This window comes from Solilutibacter pythonis (assembly GCF_003697345.1).
Taxonomy (GTDB): Bacteria; Pseudomonadota; Gammaproteobacteria; order Xanthomonadales; family Xanthomonadaceae; genus Solilutibacter; species Solilutibacter pythonis.
The window spans coordinates 91974-107687 of the sequence record NZ_RFLY01000007.1; the positions used below are offsets into that span (position 1 = coordinate 91974).

Sequence of the window (15714 nt, forward strand, 5' to 3'; positions counted from 1 at the left end):
TTCCTGGGAAAGCACCGATGCTACCGCCGTGGGGCGGGGCCGTGTATGGGCCGGAAGTCCTGTCGCGCGGGGCATAATCGCCGCCCCGCCGCCCGCCTCGCCCGAGATGTTCCACGTCATCCTCCACCAGCCCGAGATCCCGCCCAACACCGGCAACGTGATCCGCCTGTGCGCCAATACCGGGGCGATGCTGCACTTGGTCGAGCCGCTGGGTTTCTCGCTGGACGACAGGCGGTTGCGCCGGGCCGGGCTGGACTATCACGAATACGCGGCGCTGAAGGTGCATCCCGATCTGGCCTCGGCCCTGGCGTCGGTGGCGCCGGGGCGGGTGTTCGCGCTCTCCACCCGGGGCAAGCGCCGTCATGACGAGGTGGATTACCGCCCCGGCGATGCCTTTCTGTTCGGGCGCGAGACCTCCGGCCTGCCCCCATCGGTGCTGGAGGCGCTGCCCGCCGGACAGCGCCTGCGCCTGCCGATGCGGCCGGGCAATCGCAGCCTCAATCTATCCAACGCGGTGGCGGTGCTGGTGTTCGAGGCGTGGCGCCGGCACGGTTTCGCCGGCGGGGCCTGATCCGCTTCAGTCGGTACCCATGAGGCCGGGCAACGCCTCCTGCAACGCCGCGCTCAGCAGGTCGATGTCGAGCGCCTCGCCTTCGCGCGTCTGGCGCATCTTGAGGCCATCGAGCAATGCCCGCAGCACGACCGTGCGCACCCGCAGTTGCCCGGCCGGAACGCCGAAACCGCCCTGCGCGCGCGGGCGCGCCAGCCAGGATTCCAAAATATCGTCGATGCGCGCGTCGAAGCTGGCCATCGCCTTGGCGATCACCGGGTCGCGGCCGGATTCGGCGATGATCTCCAGCACCAGCGCCGGCTCGATCCGCCGCACCGGTTGATCGTCCGCGCCCGTTCGGCAGTCGCCATCGCGGAAACTTTCGATGATCCGGCACACCGCGTCGCCGCCGGTGGATTCCATCCGTTTCATCTCCCCCTCCAGCCATTCCATCTGCCGGTGCACGATGCCCTGGATCAGCTCGGATTTTCCGGCGAAATAGCGGTAGATCAGCCCCGCGCTGATCCGCGCGGTATCGGCGATCATCGCCATGCTGGCGCCATGGAAACCGCGCTCGGCGAAGCACTGCTGGGCGGCGTCGAGGATGCGGTCGCGCTGCGCCCAGGCATGCGCGTGGCGGGCACCGGCGGCGGCCATCATCATGGCGCCCCCGCGCCGCCGGCACGGGTCCACCAGCCGCCGCCCAGCGCCCGGTAAAGCGCCACGCGGTTGGCCTGCTCGGCCAGCCGCGCCGATACCCAACCCTGCTCGGCGCCGTAACGGCCGCGCTGGGCATCGAGCAACACCAGATAGCTGTCGAGACCGGCCTCATGACGCGCCTTCGACAAGCGTTCGGCGTCGCGGGCGGCAAGCAGCAGGCGCTCCGCCGCGGCGCGTCGTTCGGCCAGCGTCGTGGCGAGCGCGAGGGCGTCGGCCACTTCGCGAAAACCGGACTGGATCGCCTTCTCGTAATCGGCCAGGGCGATGTCGCGGTCGGCCCTGGCCACGCCCAGGCCGGCACGCAGCGCGCCGCCCTGGAAGATCGGAATGTTGATCTGCGGCGCGAAACGCCAGAACCGGGTGCCGGCGTCGAACAGCCCGGACAGCTCGCCCGAGCGACTGCCGGCCGCGCCGGTCAGGCGGATCGAGGGGAAGAACGCCGCGCGCGCCGCGCCGATGTTGGCGTTGGCGGCGCGCAGCACGTGTTCGGCGGCCTGGATGTCCGGCCGCGCCAGCAGTGTTTCCGAGGGCAGGCCCGCCGGCGGCGACGGCATCGCCACCAATCCATCCTCCAGCACTCGCGGCAGGTCGGCCTCGGCCACCGGCGAGCCGGCCAGCAAGTCGAGCGCATGCCGGTCCTGTTCCACCTGGCCGGCATAGCGGGCCATGTCGGCGCGCGCGCTTTCCACCTGGGTACGCGCCTGCGCCAGCTCCAGCCCGCCGACCACGCCCAACTGGTGGCGGCGCTCGGTCAGCCCGAGCATCGCCTCCTGGGCCGCCAGCGTATCGGCGGCGACCCGGTGCAGGCTGCGGTCGGCGGCCAGGGTCATCCAGGCGTTCGCCACTTCGGCGATCAGGGCGATCTGCGCGGCGCGGCGGTTTTCCTCTTGGGCGAAGTACCGCTGCAACGCGGCCTCGCTCAAGTTGCGCACGCGGCCGAACAGATCCAGCTCGAAGTTGGCGAGGCCGAGCGAGGCGGTATGGGTCTCGCCGACCGGGGCGTCGCCGCCGGTGCGCTCCAGCGCCACGCCGCCGCCGATCGCCGGCAGGCGCTCGGCGCGCCGGATGCGGTACTGCGCGCGCGCGCGTTCGACGTTGAGCACGGCCACCCGCAGGTCGCGGTTGTGCGCGAGCGACTGCGCGACCACCCGCTCCAGGCGCTCGTCGAGCAGCATGTCGCGCCAGCCGGCCCAGGCAATCTCGCCGGTGGTCGTGTCGGCGGCCGTGGCATGTTCGGGCATCGGCCAGCCTTCGCGGATTTGCGGCCACGCCTCGGGCAGCTCCGGCACCAGCGTGGCGCAGCCGGACAATGCCAACGCCAGCGCCAAGGTCAACGGCTTATTCATGATTCGCCCCCCGCGCCTGCCCGCGGCGGTCGAACAGCCGCACCACCACCAGGTAGAACAACGGAATGAAGAAGATGCCAAGCAGCGTGCCCACGATCATGCCGCCCAGCACGCCGGTGCCGATCGCGCGCTGCGCGCCGGAGCCGGCACCGGTCGCTATCGCCAGCGGCAGCACGCCGAAGCCGAAGGCCAGCGAGGTCATCACGATCGGGCGCAGACGGTCGCGCACCGCGTGCATGATCGCCTCGGCCAGTTGCATGCCTTGCTCGTAATACTGCTTGGCGAACTCGATGATCAGCACCGCGTTCTTGCTGGTCAGGCCCACCGTGGTCAGCATCGCCACCTGGAAATAGACGTCGCGCTCCAGCCCGCGGCCCAGCGTGAACAGTACCGCGCCCAGGATGCCCAACGGGGCCATCATCAGCACCGCGGTCGGTACGCTCCAGCTCTCATAGAGCGCGGCCAGGGCCAGGAACACCACCAGCGCGGAGAGGATGTAGAGCATGGTGGTCTGAGCGCCGGCCTCGCGCTCCTGGTAGGAGAGCGCGGTCCATTCCAGGCCGACGCCATCGGGCAGCCCGGCGACCAGCCGCTCCACCTCGGCCATGGCATCGCCCGAGCTCACCCCGGGCGCGGCCTGGCCTTGGATTTCCATCGCCGGGATGCTGTTGTAGCGCTCCAAGCGCGGCGAGCCGTATTCCCAGTGAGCGCTGCTGAAGGCCGAGAACGGCACCATCCGCCCCTCGCCGTTGCGCACCGACCAGCGCCGGAAATCCTCCGGCAACATGCGGTAGGGCGCATCGGCCTGCACGTAGACGCGTTTGACCCGGCCACGGTCGATGAAATCATCCACGTAACTCCCGCCCCAGGCCGTCGTCAGCGTGGCGTTGACCTCGGCGATGGACAGGCCCAGCGCCTGCGCCTTGGCATGGTCGATATCCAGGCGCAGTTGTGGCTGGTCTTCCTGCCCGTTCGGGCGCACGCCGGCGATGAGCTTGCTCTGCGCGGCCTTGCCGAGCAATTCGTTGCGCGCGGCCATCAACTTCTGGTGACCGGCGCCCGCGTTGTCCATCAGGTAGAACGAGAAGCCGGAGGACGTGCCCAGCCCCTGGATCGCCGGCGGCGCCATGGCGAAGGCCATCGCGTCCTTGATCTGCATGAGCGCCCCCATGGCGCGGCCGGCGATGGCATCGATGCCCGCCTCCTTCGCCTTGCGCTCGCTCCAGTCCTTGAGCTTGATGAAGCCCATGCCGGTGTTCTGGCCGCTGCCGCCAAAGCTGAAGCCCTGCACGGTGAATATCGACTCGGCGTTCTTTTCGTTCTCGATGAAATGCCGCTCGACCTGCTTGATCGACTCCAGCGTGCGCGCCTGAGTGGCGCCGACCGGCGCCTGCACGATGGTCATCAGCGCGCCCTGGTCCTCCTGCGGCAAGAACGCGCTGGGCGTGCGCAGGAACAAGAGCACGGCCACCACACTCAACGCCAGGTAGATCAGCATGAAACGCGCCGGCCGGCCCAGCATGCCGCGCACGCCGCGCTGGTAGCGGGCGCTGCCGGCATCGAACTTGCGGTTGAACCAGTCCAGGAAGCGCCCGATCGGGCCGCTGCCATGGCTGAAGTGCTCGCCCTTCCTCACCGGCTTGAGCATCGTGGCGCACAAGGCCGGCGTCAGCACGATCGCCACCACCACCGAGAACGCCATCGCCGTGACGATGGTGGCGGTGAACTGGCGATAGATCACGCCGGTGGAGCCTTCCATGAAACCCATCGGCACGAACACCGCCGCCAGCACCACGCCGATGCCGACCAGCGCACCGGTGATCTGGCTCATCGACTTCTTCGCCGCCTCCTTGGGCGAGAGGCCCTCCTCGCTCATCAGGCGCTCGACGTTCTCCACCACCACGATGGCGTCATCCACCAGCAGGCCGATCGCCAGCACCATCGCGAACATGGTCAGCATGTTGATGGAGAAGCCCAGCACGTTGAGCACGGCGAACGTGCCGAGCAGCACCACCGGCACGGCGATCGTCGGGATCAGCGTGGCGCGGAAGTTGCCGAGGAACAGGAACATCACCAGAAACACCAGCACCACCGCCTCGACCAGGGTGGTGATCACGCCCTTGATCGAGACCTGCACGAACGGCGTGGTGTCGAACGGAATCACCGCTTCCAGCCCCGGCGGGAAGTAGGGCCTGATGCGCTCGAGCTCTTCGCGCACGGCGGTGGCGGTATCCAGCGCATTGGCGCCGGTCGCCAGCATCACCGCCATGCCACTGGCGGGCTTGCCGTTGTAGCGGCTGGTGAAGCTGTACTCCTCCGCGCCCAGTTCCACGCGCGCCACGTCACCCAGGCGCAACGCGGCGCCATCGGTCCGGCTGCGCAGCAGGATGTCGCGGAACTGCTCGGGGGTGCGCAAGCGATCCTGCGCCGTGACCGTGGCGTTCAACTGCTGCCCCGCCACCGCCGGCGCGCCGCCCAACTGGCCGACCGCGACCTGCGCGTTCTGCGCCCGCAAGGCGGCGGTGATGTCGCCGACGCTGAGACCGTAGGCGTCCATGCGGCCGGGATCGAGCCAGATGCGCATCGCGTACTTGGTACCGAAAGCCTGGGTGTTGCCGACGCCCGGCACCCGGGCGATGCGCTGCGTGACCGAACTGGCGACGTAATCGCCGATATCGCGCTCGTCCATGCGGCCGTCCTTGGAGACGAAACCGATCACCAGCAGGAAACTGGTGCTGGCCTTGTTGACGATCACGCCCTGGCGCTGCACCTCCTGCGGCAACAGCGGCATGGCCATCTGCAACTTGTTCTGCACCTGCACCTGCGCGGTATCGGGATCGGTACCGTTGGCGAAGCTCAAGGTGATACTGGCGCTGCCGTTGGACTGGCTGTTCGAGGACATGTACATCATCCCGTCCAGTCCCTGCATGCTCTGCTCGATGATCTGCGTCACCGAGTCCTCCACCACCTGGGCCGAGGCGCCAGGATAGGTGGCAATGATGCTGACCTGCGGCGGCGCGATATTCGGATACTGCTCGACCGGCAGTTGGCGGATCGACAGCGCGCCGGCCAGCATCAGGATGATCGCGATCACCCAGGCGAAGATCGGGCGATCGATGAAGAAACGTGCCATGCGGGTAGCTCCTGCTTACTGCTTGGCGGCGGGTTGGCCGCCCGCCTTCTGCGCCGGCGCCGCGGCGCCGGCCTCGACGACCTGCACCTGCGCGCCCGGCCCCACCTTCTGCAAGCCTTCCACGATCAGCTTGTCACCGGCGGCGAGACCGGACTCCACCAGCCACTTGTCGCCGATCGCGCGGCTGACCTTGACCTCGCGCACCGCCACCTTGCCCCCGGCATCCACCACCATGGCCGAGGCGTTGCCCTTGGGGTCGCGGCTGATGCCCTGCTGTGGCGCGAGGATGGCGTCACGGCGCTCGCCGTTGGCCAGCCGGGCCCGCACGAACATGCCCGGCAACAGAAGCTGGTCGGGGTTCGGCACCACCACTCGCAACGCCACGGCGCCGGTGGCCGGATCGACCATCGCCTCGGCGAAGCTCAACCGCCCCTGCCGCGGGTAGGCGCTGCCGTCTTCCAACACGATGTCCACCGGCAACGAAGCGGTGCCCTGGAGGCCGCCATCCTCGATCTCGCGCCGCAGTTGCAACAGCTCCGCACTGGACTGGCTCACTTCGACGTACATCGGGTCGAGCCGCTGGACGATCGCCAGCGGGCCGGCCTGGGAAGCCGTCACCAGCGCGCCACGGGTCACGCTGGAGCGGCCGATACGGCCGGAGATCGGCGCCGACACCCGGGCGAAACCGAGCGGTACCTCGGCGCCCTGCACCGCCGCCCGCGCCGCGCGCACGTCGGCCTGGGCCTGGCTCAACGCGGCCTGGGCGTTGTCATTGTCCTGGCGGCTGACCGCATCGATCTTGACCAATTCGGCCGAGCGCGAAGCATTCAGCCGGGCCGTCGCCAGTGTGGCCTGGGCTCGCGCCAAGGCGGCCCGGGCGCTGTCGGCATTGGCGCGGAAGGCGGTCGGGTCGAGCTGGTAGAGCGGCTGTCCGGCCCGCACGCTACCGCCCTCCGTAAACAACAGTTGCTGAACGATGCCCGTCACCTGCGGCCGCACTTCGGCCGTCTGCGAGGCGCCCGCCCGGCCCGTCAATTCACGGGTCAGCACCACCGTCTCGGGCTTCAGCGTCACCACCGTGACCGGGGTCGGCGGTGGCGCGCCCTTCTGCGGCCCATCGCCCTGACCACAGGCGGCCAGCAACAAGGAGGCGGCGATCACGGCAGGCAGCGCGAACGGCCGGCAGGAACTTCCGACCAGGGCGGGGAATTCGGCAATGGGACGCATGCGCGCAGTCCGATAAAAGGAAAGGGCGCAAAGAATGAACAATCATTCAATTCATGTCAAACCGTATGGTGAATGCAAGCAAACGCACCGGGACCCCACCCCCAGCGCGTGCGCGCGGCAACGCACCGGCTGGCGGGCCGGGTCGGCCTGGACATCGTCCCCAGCGCACGCGCGACAACGCACGCGATTCGGCCCGGCCCTCGGGCGACAGGTCGTCACCCACAGCGCGTGCGCGGCAACGCACCCTTTGGCCTTGCCCACATAAGCGCCGCGAAGACCACACCCCCGCGCGCACGGCAACGTACGGGGCCGTGTCATGTCCTTGTCTTGTCCTGTCGTGATCGAAGACCACACACCCGCGCGCGCACGGCAACGCCCCGGGCTTACCGGAGCCAACGGCCGGAAATCAATATCCCGCCAAAACCGGACGCGCCGCCAAGGCGACCAGCCGCCGTGGCAATCTCATTCCGCCCGCGACAACGCCCGTGGCCGACCCGCCGCACCCCACCCACGGCGGACGCGCCCTTTGCTTCGCCCAAACGGCACGAAGGCCCGGCATCGACGCCGGGCCTTTCATCGGTGATGGCGCGAACGGCCGTTCAAGGGCACAGTCGCAAGGCATCGGGGGGACTCGCCACGCCACCGGCCGGAAACCCGCCCGGCCCGGCGCGAGTATCGAAAGCGCCGGTTCGACGCTTACGAAAACAGCGTCTTCGGGTACTCGGCCTTTTGCTCGCGGGCCAGCAACTGGCCGAGCCCGTCGACCGGCGTCAGATCCCCGTGCAGCACCTGCTGCACCGCGCGCGAGATCGGTAGATCGATGCCGTTTTTTTCCGCCTGCCGCATCACCTCGTCGGCGGTCTGGATCGATTCGACCACCTGGCCGATTTCGCGCACGGCCTCGTCGATCGAGCGCCCCTTTCCAAGGGCCAGCCCCAGCCGCCGGTTGCGCGAGAGGTCGCCGGTGCAGGTCAGCACCAGATCGCCCAATCCCGCCAGACCCATCAGGGTTTCCGGCTTGGCGCCGATGGCGGCGGCCAACCGCAGCATTTCGTTGAGGCCGCGAGTCACCAGGCCGGCGCGCGCGTTCAGGCCCAACTGCATGCCGTCGGCAACGCCGGTGGCGACCGCCAGCACGTTCTTCATCGCCCCGCCCAGCTCGGCCCCCTTCATGTCGTCGCCCGTGTAGGCGCGGAAAGCCGGGCCGTGCATCGCCCCGGCCACCACCTGGGCGAAACCGGCATCGTCCGAGTGCACGGTCAAGGCGGTCGGCAGGCCCTGCGCCACTTCCTTGGCGAAGGAAGGGCCAGTGACCACCGCCAGCGGCACCGTGGGGCCGAGGATTTCCTCCGCCACCTCGTGCAGGAAACGACCGGAGCCGGTCTCGAACCCCTTGGTCGCCCAGGCCACGCCGGCCCGCGGCGGGCGAAGCGGCGAGAGTTTGCGCAGGGTTTCGGCGAAAGCGTGCGAGGGCGTCGCCACCAGCACCCAGGCCGCATCCTTCAACGCGGCGGCGAGATCGGTGGTGGCGCGCAGGTTCTCCGGCAACGCGATGCCGGGCAGATAACGGGGATTTTCGTGACGGCCGTCGATGGCGGCGGCAATGGCTTCATCGCGCCCCCATAGGGTGACGGCATGGCCCTTCCTCGCCAACAACGTGGCCAGGGCGGTTCCCCAGGAACCCGCGCCGAGAACGGCGACGGGTTCGGCCTTGGCATTCATCGTCAAGCGACGAAACGCCAATCAGGCGTTGCCGGCGGTTTCGCTGCCAGGATTGAGCTCGCCCTGCGTCTCCTGCTGCTCGGCGGCGCGCTGGCGCAGACCTTCGGCATAGAGCGCGTCGAAGTTGATCGGCTGCAACTGGAACGGCGGATAACCGCCATTGCCGACCAGTTCGCTGATCGCCGCACGCGCATACGGGTACAGGACCGCCGGGCAATGCGCGCCGAGCATGGCGTCGAGGCCGGCCGGGTCGAAACCGGCCAGACCGAACACGCCGGCCTGCTGCACTTCGGCCAGATAGGCGGTCTTCTCGCCCAGCTTGCAGGTCAGGGTCACGCCCAGCACCACTTCGAAAGCGTTGTCGTTGAGCTGGGTGACGCGCTGGTTGAGGTTCATCGACAGATCCGGCTGGCCCTGCTCGTTGAACATCTGCGGCGCGTTGGGCGACTCGAACGAGACATCGCGGGTGTAGATCTTCTCGACCGAGAAGCTCGCGCCCTGCGCATTCTGTTCAGCGGGGGCGGCGGCGCCGTTGGCGATGTCTTCGGACATGAGTAACTCCGTGGAATGGGTGGAAGAATTGCAATCTGGGGATTATCGCATGGCCCCGCAAGGGGGCCGCCGCGCTCAGCCGCGGCCCTTGACCAGCGGCAGGTCGGCCTGTTGCCAGGCGGCGATGCCGCCATCGAGCACGTAGACCTTCTCAAAGCCGGCCTTGACCAGGCGCTTGGCGGCGCCGGCGGCGGTCATGCCGGTCTTGCAGACCACCACCACCGGCAACGACTTGGCCGATGCCAGCAACTTGCTCTCGGGGTCGAACTGGCTCATCAGCACGTTCTTCGAGCCGGAAACATGGCCCTGCTGGAATTCGTTCATGGCGCGGATGTCGATGACCAGCGCGTTCTCCCGGTTGACCAGCGCGGTCAGTTCCCCGGGCTTGAGGGCCTTGAAGCCCTGCCAGAAGCGCGACAGTTCGGTATAGACCAGCGCCAGGGTGATGCCGGCCAGCGCCAGCGACAGCCACAGGTGGCGGCCGAGGAATTCGAACAACTCAGTCACAGCGGGGAACCCAATGGAAGGCCGGAGATTCTGACACAGCCGCCCCGACCGCGCGGGGACGGCTCAGCGGCCGGCCCAGAGATCGGGCAGGCCGGAATCAACCCGCCAAGTCTTGGCGGCGGCGTCCCAGCGCCAGCGTTCGAGGTAACGCACCTGGCGCTCGGTCTGGGTGTGGCGGTTGACCACGCCGATTTCCACCTCGCGACGCGAACCATCCTCCCCCGTCGGCTCGCTGGAGAGCACCCGATAGGAACTGACCTGGACCTGCTTCCAGCGATTGCGCTCAAGCTCGGTCAGAACGTGGCGGCTGCGGTAATCCGTGCCGAGCAGCGCCCAGGCGCCATCGAGGTCGCCCCAGCGGATCGCCGCCGACCACGCGTACTGGGCCTTGTCGAGCGCACCGGCGCGGACGGCCCCCTCGCTGGCGCAGCCCGCGACCAGGACGAGGAGGAAGGATGAAAGCAACAGACGAAAAACGCGCATGGGAAGCGGACGGCCTGGAAAACGCCATCCTACCCCTTGGCGATGGCGACGTAACGGGCGCGCATGGCGGTGGCCACCTCGCCATCGGCACGCGGCACCCGCGCTTCGATCGCGATACGGGCGCGCCCCTTCTGCGCGAAGACGGCGAGAAAGTCGTCCCAATCCGCTCCCTCGGCGGCACTCGCTTCGGCGCGCAGGTCGTCCCACAACGGCGCGCGATATTTGACCTCGCTGTCGGCGACGAACACCTCGGCTTCGTGGCCGGCCTCGCGCAGCCGCGCGGTCACCAGCGCCCAACCGGCCAACGTCGCCAGCGCAACCAGCGAACCGCCGAACGCGCAACCCTTGTCGTTGAGATTGACCGACAGCGGCGCCGACAGCCACAACGAGCCGGCATCGATCCTGTCGATCGACACCCGCATGGCGCGCACCATCGGAATCTGGTCGAGGTGCCTCGCCAGCAGCTCGTGCGGATCGTGCATGTCGAGGGCGTTCCAGGCGAGGATGTCGAATGTTAGCCGCACCGGCTTTCATTTCGTCGCGGAGGCGGTTCCAATGGCCGCATGCGCGACGCCGGATTCCTGTTGATTTCGCTGCGCCCAAGCGGCGAGCACGCCCCCCTGCGCCGGCTGGCCGCGCGCCACGGTGGCCGGGTACTGGCGATGTCGCCCTGGCGTATCCGCGCATGCGACGACGAAGACACACGAACCGCCCTGGCCGAAGCGCTGGCCTGCCCGCGGACGCTGTTCACCAGCCCGGCGGCGGTACGGGCCGCGCACGCGCTGCGGCCATTGCCATGCGAAAGCGGGCGGAAGCACTTCGGCATCGGCGAAGGCACCCGACGCGCCCTGCAACGCGCGGGCATCGTCCAGACCCAGGCCCCGACGCGGATGGACAGCGAGGGCCTGCTGGCCCTGCCCGCCTTCACCGCGCTGACGGCGGGGGACGAAGTCGGCCTGATCACCGCGCCGGGCGGGCGCGGTGAAATCTTCCGCCAACTCACGGCGCGCGGAATACGCGTCCGCCGCGCCGACGTCTACCGGCGCGAACCGCGCGCCCTGGCCCCGGCCGGCATCGCGCGGCTGCGCGCGGCGCTGGGCGATACCGCGTTGCCGGTGGCCATCGCCCTCTCCAGCGGCGAAGCCTTCGGCCAGTGGCTGGCGCAACTGCCCGACGACCTCGCGGAACGGCTGCGCCGGCGCGCCACGGTGATCGCCGCCAGCGCGCGGCTGGCGCAACTCGCGCGCGAGCACGGATACCCGCGCGTGAACATGGCCGCCAGCGCGCGGCCCCGCGACCTGCTGGCGGCCATCCAGCCATCGGCGTAATACGGAAAGACGCCCCCCCCGCCGCCGCGTGGAAACGGGCCGGGGAAGCAACGCGCCCGGCCCCGCGTCCACATGCCAAGCCCTCACGGCGGGATGAAGCCAGACCGACCAGCCCCCCTCACCCTGCTTGAGCCGCGTCCACATGCCGGAGCCGCCGGCGGGATGAAGCCCCGACACGCGCCGGGCGGCTTCATCCATACGCGCTCACCAGCTGTAAAGCTTGTAATAGACGCCCGGCAGATCACCCGGCTTGCTGTCGAAACGGCCATCGCCATTGCGATCGACCAGGTAATAGGACACACCACGGCGCGGCGTGATCTTGACCATCCGCAACATGCCGCCGACGCGGTACTCCTCCACCACGTCGCCATTGCCTTCGGTGCGCACCGTGACCTGCGCGCCCTCGGGCGGACGCGGCGTGCCGGCGCAGGCGGCCAGCGCCAGCGGGATCGAAAGCAGGACGCCCTTGTTCATCGCATACCCCATCATCTCGGCCGCCCGTATTACAGCATGGCCGGCGCGGCCCCGAGCGTATCATCGCCGCATGAAAAAGCTCGTGCTGATCGACGGTTCCTCCTATCTCTACCGCGCCTTCCACGCACTGCCGCCGCTATCGAACGCGCAGGGCGAGCCCACCGGCGCGCTGTTCGGCGTGGTCAACATGCTGCGCGCGCACTTGAAGGAGGCGCCGGACTACATCGCCTTCGTGATGGACGCCAGCGGCCCCACCTTCCGCGACCAACTGGACCCCGAATACAAAGCCAACCGCCCGCCGATGCCCGACGACCTGCGCGCGCAGGTCGAACCGCTGATGCAAATCGTCGCCGCGCTCGGCCTGCCGATCCTGCGCGAGACCGCAGTGGAAGCCGACGACGTGATCGGCACGCTGGCGTTGCAAGCGGCCGCGGCCGGCGCCGAGGTGGTCGTCTCCACCGGCGACAAGGACATGGCGCAACTGGTGCGTCCGCACGTCACGCTGGTCAACACCATGAGCGGCGGCCGGCTCGACGGCGACCAGGCGGTATTCGAGAAATTCGGCGTGTATCCGCGGCAGATCGTCGATTACCTCTCGCTGGTCGGCGACAAGGTCGACAACATTCCCGGCGTGGACAAGTGCGGGCCGAAGACCGCGGCCAAATGGCTGGCCGAATACGACACGCTCGACGGCGTGATCGAACATGCCGGCGCGATCAAAGGCAAGATTGGCGAGAACCTGCGCGCGGCGCTGGACCGGCTGCCGCTGAACCGCCAGCTCGCCACCATCCGCACCGACCTGAAGCTGCCCGAACGCTTCGACGCGCTGGCCTTGCGGGAACGCGACGCCGAAGCATTGCGCACGCTGTATACGCGCTACGGCTTCAACCAGGCGCTGAAGGAACTTGAAGGCGGCGCGGCGGCCGAGCCACTGGCGAAACTGCCCACGCCCGCGCGCGGTTTCGTCGCCGCGCCGACGATGGCGGACACCTCGGAACTCGACCCGGCGCTGACGGTGGCCGGCGAATACGACACCGTGCTGAGCCGCGAACGGCTCGACGGCTGGTTGGAACGGCTCGACGCCGCCGACGCCTTCGCCTTCGATACCGAAACCGACAGCCTGGACGCCATGCGCGCCCAACTGGTCGGCATCAGCCTGTCGGTCGCGCCCGGCCGCGCCTGCTACATCCCGCTGGCGCACCGCGCGCCCGGCGCGCCGGCGCAATTGCCACTGGAGGAAGTACTGGCGGCGCTACGCCCGTTCCTGGCCGACCCACGCAAAAGGAAGATCGGCCAGCATGGAAAATACGACCTGCACGTGCTGCGCCGCCACGGCATCGAAGTACGTGGCTATACCGAGGACACCCTGCTGCAAAGTTTCGTGCTCGACTCCGGCCAGCGCCACGACATGGACTCGCAGGCCAAACGCGTACTCGGCCTCGACACCATTCCCTACAGCGCCGTCGCCGGCAAGGGCGCCAAGCAGATTTCATTCGCCGAAGTCGCCATCGACGACGCCACCCGCTACGCGGCGGAGGACGCCGACATCACCCTGCGCCTGTGCCGCGCACAATCACCGAAACTCGCCGCCGCGCCGGCGCTGGAAAAGGTCTACCGCGACATCGAGATGCCACTGGTGCCGGTGCTCGAACGCGTCGAGGCCAACGGCGTACTGATCGACGGCGAAGAATTGCGCCGGCAATCCGCCGATCTTGGCAAGCGCATGCTGGACGCGCAGCGCAAAGCGACGGAAATCGCCGGGCGCACCTTGAACCTGGATTCCCCCAAGCAACTTGCCGCCCTGCTTTACGACGAACTGAAGCTGCCGGTGCTGGTCAAGACCCCGGGCGGCGCCCCCTCGACCAACGAAGAGGCGCTGGAGGCCATCGCCGACCAGCACGAACTGCCGCGCGTGATCCTCGACTATCGCGGCCTGGCGAAACTGCGCGGCACCTATACCGACAAGCTGCCGGAGATGGTCAACCCCGACACCGGCCGCGTACACACCAGCTATCACCAGGCGGGCGCGGCCACCGGACGGCTGGCTTCCTCCGACCCCAACCTGCAAAACATCCCGATCCGCAGCGAGGACGGCCGCCGCATCCGCCGCGCCTTCGTGGCGCCGCCGGGCAGGAAACTCGTCGCCTGCGACTACTCGCAGATCGAGCTGCGCATCATGGCGCACCTCTCCGAAGACCCGGCGCTGATCACCGCCTTCGAGCGTGGCGACGACATCCACCGCGCCACCGCCGCCGAGGTCTTCGGCAAACCCATCGCCGATGTGAGCGCCAACGAGCGCCGCGCCGCCAAGGCGATCAACTTCGGCCTGATCTACGGCATGAGCGCCTTCGGGCTGGCGCGGCAACTGGGCGTGCCGCGCGCCGAGGCGCAGGATTACATCGCGCTGTACTTCACCCGCTACCCCGGCGTGCGCGACTACATGGAGCGCACCCGCGAGCAGGCGCGCGGCCAGGGCTTCGTCGAAACCGTGTTCGGCCGGCGGCTGTACCTGCCCTACATCCACTCGCGCAACCAGGCCCAGCGCGCCGGGGCCGAGCGCGCGGCGATCAACGCGCCCATGCAGGGCACCGCCGCCGACATCATCAAACGGGCGATGGTGGCGATCGACGGCTGGCTGGCCGCTCACCGCGAGCACGCGCTGATGATCCTGCAAGTTCACGACGAACTGGTGTTCGAAGCCGACGAGTGCTTCCTCCCCGCATTGGTCGAAGGCGTCACCGCGCGCATGACCGGCGCCGCCGAGTTGCGGGTGCCACTGGTGGTCGATTGCGGCACCGGGATCAACTGGGACGAAGCCCATTGACGCCTTCAATCAAAAATGAACACGCTGCTCCCCGCATCTTTTTTGAACGGGTGCTGAACAAAATAGCCGATAGATATTTTATCGCCGGAGCGGTTCAGGAATTGTCCATCTACCGGATGGTCTACTTGTCCCCGTGACAGATGCAACGTCTGTCACTGGATCGCTTCCCTCCCCTGAAGCAGATCCCGGAACGGCATCCCTCCCCAGATCCGTTCCAACCCCTCGCCCCGCCGGCCCCCTCCGGCGGGGTTTTTTATGCGCTTAAGCTAAGCGCCCGCTCCCGCCCGAAGTGCCGCCATGTCCGACCTGCTGCAACTCTCCGCGCCGTGGTGGCATTTCGTGTTGCGCGCGCTGGTCATCTATCTGCTGGTGATCGGGCTGATCCGGGTCTCCGGCAAGCGCGCGGTGGGCCAGTTCACCCCGTTCGACCTGGTGCTGCTGATCCTGATCGGCAACGCGGTGCAGAACGGCCTGAACGGCGGCGACAACTCCCTGACCGGCGCCTTCATCCTCGCCGCCTGCCTGGTGGCGCTCAACTACGCGGTGGCCTGGGCCAGCGCCCGCTGGCACGGCTTCGAGCGGTGGATCGAAGGCGATCCGGTGGTGCTGGCGCGCAACGGCGAGATTTTCGAGAACGTGCTGAAGCGCGAACTGGTCAGCCACGAGGATCTGCGCGAAGCCCTGCGCATCAACAACATCGCCCACGTCGGCGACATCGGCGTGGCGATCCTGGAGACCAACGGCAGCATCAGCGTCCTGCCCAGGGAAAGTCTGGCCGCCAGCCAGCCGCTGCACCGCCCGCACCACCGCCGACGCAAGCGCAGGCCCCAGTTGCCGCGGACCTGAGC

14 protein-coding genes are annotated in these 15714 nt (G+C 68.6%); 4 read left to right on the forward strand and 10 right to left on the reverse strand.

Translation table 11 applies throughout. The features are described 5' to 3' along the window. The first annotated feature begins 106 nt into the window (after nucleotides 1-106). Nucleotides 107-571, forward strand: a complete 465-nt coding sequence (locus EBB59_RS06410) for a tRNA (cytidine(34)-2'-O)-methyltransferase (protein WP_122101324.1) — start codon at nucleotides 107-109, stop codon at nucleotides 569-571. Between the two features lie 6 nt (nucleotides 572-577). On the opposite strand, the gene EBB59_RS06415 is transcribed toward EBB59_RS06410, so the two are convergent. The 9 genes from EBB59_RS06415 to EBB59_RS06455 all read right to left on the reverse strand — a co-directional run bounded on the left by EBB59_RS06415 (nucleotide 578) and on the right by EBB59_RS06455 (nucleotide 10764). Beyond that, nucleotides 578-1213: a TetR/AcrR family transcriptional regulator gene (locus tag EBB59_RS06415; RefSeq protein ID WP_147455522.1), complete on the reverse strand. Its 636-nt coding sequence runs from the start codon at nucleotides 1211-1213 to the stop codon at nucleotides 578-580. Next, nucleotides 1210-2616 carry an efflux transporter outer membrane subunit gene (locus EBB59_RS06420; RefSeq protein ID WP_122101326.1) on the reverse strand — a complete coding sequence of 469 codons (1407 nt, stop codon included), beginning with the start codon at nucleotides 2614-2616 and terminating at the stop codon, nucleotides 1210-1212. The genes EBB59_RS06415 and EBB59_RS06420 overlap by 4 nt, the downstream gene beginning before the upstream one ends. Next, a complete protein-coding gene (locus EBB59_RS06425) occupies nucleotides 2609-5749 on the reverse strand; it encodes an efflux RND transporter permease subunit (RefSeq protein ID WP_122101327.1) in 3141 nt (1046 codons plus the stop codon). Before EBB59_RS06425 ends, EBB59_RS06420 begins: the two co-directional genes overlap by 8 nt. Before the next feature lie 15 nt (nucleotides 5750-5764). Continuing rightward, a complete protein-coding gene (locus tag EBB59_RS06430) occupies nucleotides 5765-6949 on the reverse strand; it encodes an efflux RND transporter periplasmic adaptor subunit (protein ID WP_122101388.1) in 1185 nt (394 codons plus the stop codon). A gap of 723 nt (nucleotides 6950-7672) precedes the next feature. Next, a complete protein-coding gene (locus tag EBB59_RS06435; protein WP_122101328.1) occupies nucleotides 7673-8698 on the reverse strand; it encodes an NAD(P)H-dependent glycerol-3-phosphate dehydrogenase in 1026 nt (341 codons plus the stop codon). 21 nt (nucleotides 8699-8719) lie between these two features. Further along, nucleotides 8720-9250, reverse strand: a complete 531-nt coding sequence (gene secB, locus EBB59_RS06440) for a protein-export chaperone SecB (protein WP_122101329.1) — start codon at nucleotides 9248-9250, stop codon at nucleotides 8720-8722. Nucleotides 9251-9325: 75 nt separating this feature from the next. Beyond that, nucleotides 9326-9757: a rhodanese-like domain-containing protein gene (locus EBB59_RS06445; protein ID WP_122101330.1), complete on the reverse strand. Its 432-nt coding sequence runs from the start codon at nucleotides 9755-9757 to the stop codon at nucleotides 9326-9328. 63 nt (nucleotides 9758-9820) lie between these two features. Then, a complete protein-coding gene (locus tag EBB59_RS06450; protein WP_122101331.1) occupies nucleotides 9821-10240 on the reverse strand; it encodes a hypothetical protein in 420 nt (139 codons plus the stop codon). Nucleotides 10241-10269: 29 nt separating this feature from the next. Beyond that, nucleotides 10270-10764, reverse strand: a complete 495-nt coding sequence (locus EBB59_RS06455) for a YiiD C-terminal domain-containing protein (protein ID WP_245979108.1) — start codon at nucleotides 10762-10764, stop codon at nucleotides 10270-10272. A 39-nt stretch (nucleotides 10765-10803) separates the two neighbouring features. On the opposite strand from EBB59_RS06455, the gene EBB59_RS06460 reads away from it, so the two are divergent. Further along, the gene (locus EBB59_RS06460) at nucleotides 10804-11568 is read left to right on the forward strand and encodes a uroporphyrinogen-III synthase (RefSeq protein WP_122101333.1); all 765 of its coding nucleotides are present in this window, start codon (nucleotides 10804-10806) and stop codon (nucleotides 11566-11568) included. Nucleotides 11569-11772: 204 nt separating this feature from the next. On the opposite strand, the gene EBB59_RS06465 is transcribed toward EBB59_RS06460, so the two are convergent. Then, nucleotides 11773-12042, reverse strand: coding sequence for a DUF2782 domain-containing protein (locus EBB59_RS06465; protein WP_122101389.1), 270 nt, complete (start codon nucleotides 12040-12042; stop codon nucleotides 11773-11775). Nucleotides 12043-12112: 70 nt separating this feature from the next. On the opposite strand from EBB59_RS06465, the gene polA reads away from it, so the two are divergent. Together polA and EBB59_RS06475 are read left to right on the forward strand one after the other, a co-directional pair. Then, a complete protein-coding gene (gene polA, locus EBB59_RS06470) occupies nucleotides 12113-14866 on the forward strand; it encodes a DNA polymerase I (protein WP_122101334.1) in 2754 nt (917 codons plus the stop codon). Between the two features lie 297 nt (nucleotides 14867-15163). After that, nucleotides 15164-15712 carry a DUF421 domain-containing protein gene (locus tag EBB59_RS06475; protein ID WP_122101335.1) on the forward strand — a complete coding sequence of 183 codons (549 nt, stop codon included), beginning with the start codon at nucleotides 15164-15166 and terminating at the stop codon, nucleotides 15710-15712. Nucleotides 15713-15714 lie beyond the last annotated feature (2 nt).

Coding starts and splice junctions, on each gene's coding strand:
- EBB59_RS06435 (WP_122101328.1), bottom strand. CDS start 8,698: ATGAATGCCAAGGCCGAACCCGTCGCCGTTCTCGGCGCGGGTTCCTGG.
- EBB59_RS06475 (WP_122101335.1), top strand. CDS start 15,164: ATGTCCGACCTGCTGCAACTCTCCGCGCCGTGGTGGCATTTCGTGTTG.
- EBB59_RS06460 (WP_122101333.1), top strand. CDS start 10,804: ATGCGCGACGCCGGATTCCTGTTGATTTCGCTGCGCCCAAGCGGCGAG.
- polA (WP_122101334.1), top strand. CDS start 12,113: ATGAAAAAGCTCGTGCTGATCGACGGTTCCTCCTATCTCTACCGCGCC.
- EBB59_RS06450 (WP_122101331.1), bottom strand. CDS start 10,240: ATGCGCGTTTTTCGTCTGTTGCTTTCATCCTTCCTCCTCGTCCTGGTC.
- EBB59_RS06420 (WP_122101326.1), bottom strand. CDS start 2,616: ATGAATAAGCCGTTGACCTTGGCGCTGGCGTTGGCATTGTCCGGCTGC.
- EBB59_RS06465 (WP_122101389.1), bottom strand. CDS start 12,042: ATGAACAAGGGCGTCCTGCTTTCGATCCCGCTGGCGCTGGCCGCCTGC.
- EBB59_RS06425 (WP_122101327.1), bottom strand. CDS start 5,749: ATGGCACGTTTCTTCATCGATCGCCCGATCTTCGCCTGGGTGATCGCG.
- EBB59_RS06410 (WP_122101324.1), top strand. CDS start 107: ATGTTCCACGTCATCCTCCACCAGCCCGAGATCCCGCCCAACACCGGC.
- EBB59_RS06415 (WP_147455522.1), bottom strand. CDS start 1,213: ATGATGATGGCCGCCGCCGGTGCCCGCCACGCGCATGCCTGGGCGCAG.
- secB (WP_122101329.1), bottom strand. CDS start 9,250: ATGTCCGAAGACATCGCCAACGGCGCCGCCGCCCCCGCTGAACAGAAT.